Raw genomic sequence first — 3,313 nt, 5'->3', positions numbered from 1 at the left:
CGCCCTTCTCGCCCGCGCATGCCTACGTGCAGTTGTCTGCCAACTGCGGCCCTACAGCTCGATGCTCGTGATGCCCTGCTCCTCAAAGCGGCGGCGCAGCTCGTCCATGATCGGGACGCCCGCGCTGCAGCCAATGCGCTCGGCGCCCGCGCGCACCATGTCCAAAAACGCGTCGGCCGTGCGGATGCCGCCCGCGGCCTTCACCTTCACGCGCGGGTCAACGTGCTCGCGCATCAGGCGCACGTCCTCCACGGTCGCGCCGCCCGTGCTGAAGCCGGTGCTCGTCTTCACAAAGGTGGGCAGCACGCGGCTCGCGACCTCGCAGAGCTTGATCTTCTCGTCCTGAGTCAGCAGGCAGTTCTCGAAGATCACCTTGCTCGGGACGTCGGCGTCGCGGCACACGTCCACAATCTGGCGCATCTCGTCCTCCACGTAGGCCCAGTTGCCCGCCTTGACCTCGGTCAGGTTGACCACGTAGTCGATCTCGTTGGCGCCGGCGGATATCGCGTCCATCGTCTCGTACACCTTGCACGCGATGCTCGTCTGGCCCAGCGGGAAGGATATCGCGGCGCCCGTGTCGATGTCGGTGCCGGCCAGCAGGCGCGAGCACAGCGCGGACTGCACGGAGTTGATCGCGACCATCTTGAAGTGGTAGCGCTTCGCCTCGTCGCACAGGCGCTCCATGTCCTCGCGCGTCGCGTCGGGGTGCAGGTTGGTGTGGTCGACCAGGCGTGCCAGGTCGTCCAGGGTGTAGCTCCTCATGGGACCTCCGTCTCGTATCGGGTTTGACACGCGCATTATACGAAGCATCTCACGCGGGCGGCGCGCGACCATCCGTGGACGGCGGCACATCCTCGATACACAAGAACGGGGCGGCACCTCTCGGTACCGCCCCGTATGGATGGTTCGCGTCCTATTCGATTGTGCGCATGCGCGAGTGCGCGCGCCAAATCGCGCCGGCGGGGCACTCCCGCCATGTCCGCGTCTTCCTAGGATCTCACGGCGCCGTGGGTCCCCGGGAATCGACGCCACCTGAGTTCGCGACAACCCCTTGGCAGCTCGAAACCTCGCGTGCGCGAAGAAGCCATTGCCTCTCTCATTCGCCTCGACCTCCTTCGTCCAATCGGCTTTACCTTTCACCTAGCTGCGAACTACCTCGTGCTCAGCTCGTCAGAACCGGTCACCTAGCGCTTGCGCGCCTACTCGATCGTGACCTTCGTGACGTTGGTCTTCTTCTCTTCCTGCTTGGGGACGTCGACCGTCAGCACGCCACCATCGAGCTTTGCGCTGATGCCCTCGTTGGCCGCATCCTTCAGATACACGCCACGGGTTGCCTGCCACTCCGAGGTCTCCTTCTGCAGGTAGTTCTTCTGCTTGTCCTCGTCGGACTCCTTCTTGTCGACGCTGATGGAGAGACGACCCTCGTTCAGCTCGACGTCGATCTGGTCCTTCGTGACGCCCGGCAGCTCGGCCTTGACAACGTACTTGTCGCCCGCGTCCTCGACGTCCATGTTGAATGCGTCAGCATCCGTCACAGCCAGCGGTGCGAAGAAGTCGTCAATCGCTGCGAACGGCCAAGCCCTGCGAAGTGCCTTCTCGTAGTCGCTATAGGGAACCATGCCTGCCATTGTTACCACTCCTTCATTTGGCTCGACGCCCTTCCTTTGGGCTTCCTTGGGTTCACTGTTATATGTAACCACCCGGAGGGAACTTAAACATGATTTCTAAGATTTTTTGAGTCGTTCTCGCTAATTCTTTCTAAGTCGATTCGACTTAGATTCGACCCACCAAACGACCCGTCCATGGCGAGAAGAGCGTGCGATCGCGTCTCGACGCACCCTACAGGCCGCACTCCTCCAGCCGGTCCAGAATCTCGCCCAGCGTGCACTTGTATGCGTAGAGCTGCCGGTACGTCGCCGTCTTCACGCGGTCCTGCGCCCGCAGGTCGTCCATCTGCCGCTGCGTCGTGCCGTAGTCCTCGCGCACGCTCGCCGCAAACGCCTCGTACCGCTCGAGCCTGCGCTCGCGCTCCGCCTGGGCCATGCCCTCGCTCTTGGAATCCTCGCTCACGCGTCCTCCTCACGCCCGCCGACCGGCGGGACTCAAGTCCTAACAGGTAAACGATAGTCCACTCGCACGCACTGCGTACGCAAGGTTGCGACAAGCAAGGTGCCCGCCCTCCCAACGGAGGACGGGCACCCCTTGCGAACGCCTGCCGGCGCGGCGCGGTCGCTCTTCTCGCCCCTGCCTTGCGCTACTCTGCCTCGGCCTCAGCCTTCTTGCCGAGCTTCGCCTTGATCAGGCCGACGACGGCCGGAATCACGGACACCAGGATGATGCCCACGATGACCAGCTCGAAGTGCTGCTGCACGGCGGGGATGCCGCCAAAGAAGTAGCCCATGAGCGTGAAGAGCGTGGACCAGCAGATGCCGCCCAGCACGTTGAATATCACGAAGTTGCGCCAGTGCATGCCGCCCATGCCGCTGAGGAACGGCACGAAGGTGCGGATGAACGGGAAGAACCTGCCCAGGAAGACGGCGAGGTGGCCCCACTTGTCCAGGAAGTCCTCGGTCTTCTTCACGCGCTCCGGCGTCATAGCCTTTACCTTGCCCGACGCCACGATCTTCTGGCCAAAGAAGTGACCGATCATGAAGTTGCACTGGTCGCCCAGGATGGCCGCCGCCCACGCGACGCCAAGCAGCGCAAAGATGTTGAAGCCACCGTTGTGCGCGAAGAACCCGGACGCGAAGAGCAGCGAGTCACCCGGAAGGAACGGGAAGAACACGACGCCCGTCTCGATGAAGACGATCAGGAACACGAAGCCATATGCAAACAGCGGGCCCGCCGCGATCGCGCTGGCGATGGCCGTGCGCGGATCGTGTATCAGCTCGACGATAAAGTTCACGAATCCCATGCGAGAAAATCCTTACCTTTGGCGGCGCCACCGCGTGCCAGGGCTCGCGATCGGGCGGGTCCGCAACCTCTTCTTACAACAACACCCCTTGCCGCTTGCGCGGTTTGGGGCGTCGTACACAGTGTGCTCGATGGGAACGGGCGCCCGCCCGAGGCTCCTTATGGCTGCTACCTTCCGGTCCTGACCAGGTTCGGAACAGTACGTCGCCCGAACCCATCGAGCACACTCACAGGTTGATACTGTACCTATCCTGATGGCGGGCTGCAGCGCGCTGCCGCGACACCACCAAAAAGCCACGGCGCGGGCACACGCCCTCCACGAGCGGTCGGAGGGGGCGGACCCGCACCGTGCACCGTGGCGCCGGGCAAAAATCGCATATCCGGATATGCGAATTGGGTC

The 3,313-nt window shown here is 63.1% G+C and carries 4 protein-coding genes and 1 other RNA gene; all 5 read right to left on the bottom strand.

Going from position 1 to position 3,313, the window contains the following annotated elements; all coding sequences use genetic code 11:
- Positions 1 to 51: 51 nt before the first annotated feature.
- Positions 52 to 762 (bottom strand): deoxyribose-phosphate aldolase, encoded by a 711-nt coding sequence (gene deoC / locus ACI38Z_RS04130; protein WP_439788921.1) that lies wholly within the window; start codon positions 760 to 762, stop codon positions 52 to 54.
- Between the two features lie 437 nt (positions 763 to 1,199).
- Positions 1,200 to 1,628, bottom strand: coding sequence for an Hsp20/alpha crystallin family protein (locus tag ACI38Z_RS04125; RefSeq protein ID WP_439788920.1), 429 nt, complete (start codon positions 1,626 to 1,628; stop codon positions 1,200 to 1,202).
- Positions 1,629 to 1,839: 211 nt separating this feature from the next.
- Entirely contained in the window at positions 1,840 to 2,070 is a 231-nt protein-coding gene (locus ACI38Z_RS04120; RefSeq protein ID WP_439788919.1) for a hypothetical protein, read from the bottom strand.
- 184 nt (positions 2,071 to 2,254) lie between these two features.
- Positions 2,255 to 2,914, bottom strand: a complete 660-nt coding sequence (locus ACI38Z_RS04115) for a DedA family protein (protein WP_439788918.1) — start codon at positions 2,912 to 2,914, stop codon at positions 2,255 to 2,257.
- A 124-nt stretch (positions 2,915 to 3,038) separates the two neighbouring features.
- Positions 3,039 to 3,134, bottom strand: an RNA gene (gene ffs, locus ACI38Z_RS04110) — signal recognition particle sRNA small type.
- Between the last annotated feature and the right edge of the window lie 179 nt (positions 3,135 to 3,313).

This window comes from Parafannyhessea sp. (assembly GCF_051876455.1).
In the GTDB taxonomy this organism is placed as follows: domain Bacteria; phylum Actinomycetota; class Coriobacteriia; order Coriobacteriales; family Atopobiaceae; genus Parafannyhessea.
The sequence above is the reverse complement of the archived record's forward strand: the minus strand, read 5'-3'. Positions and strand labels throughout refer to the sequence as shown.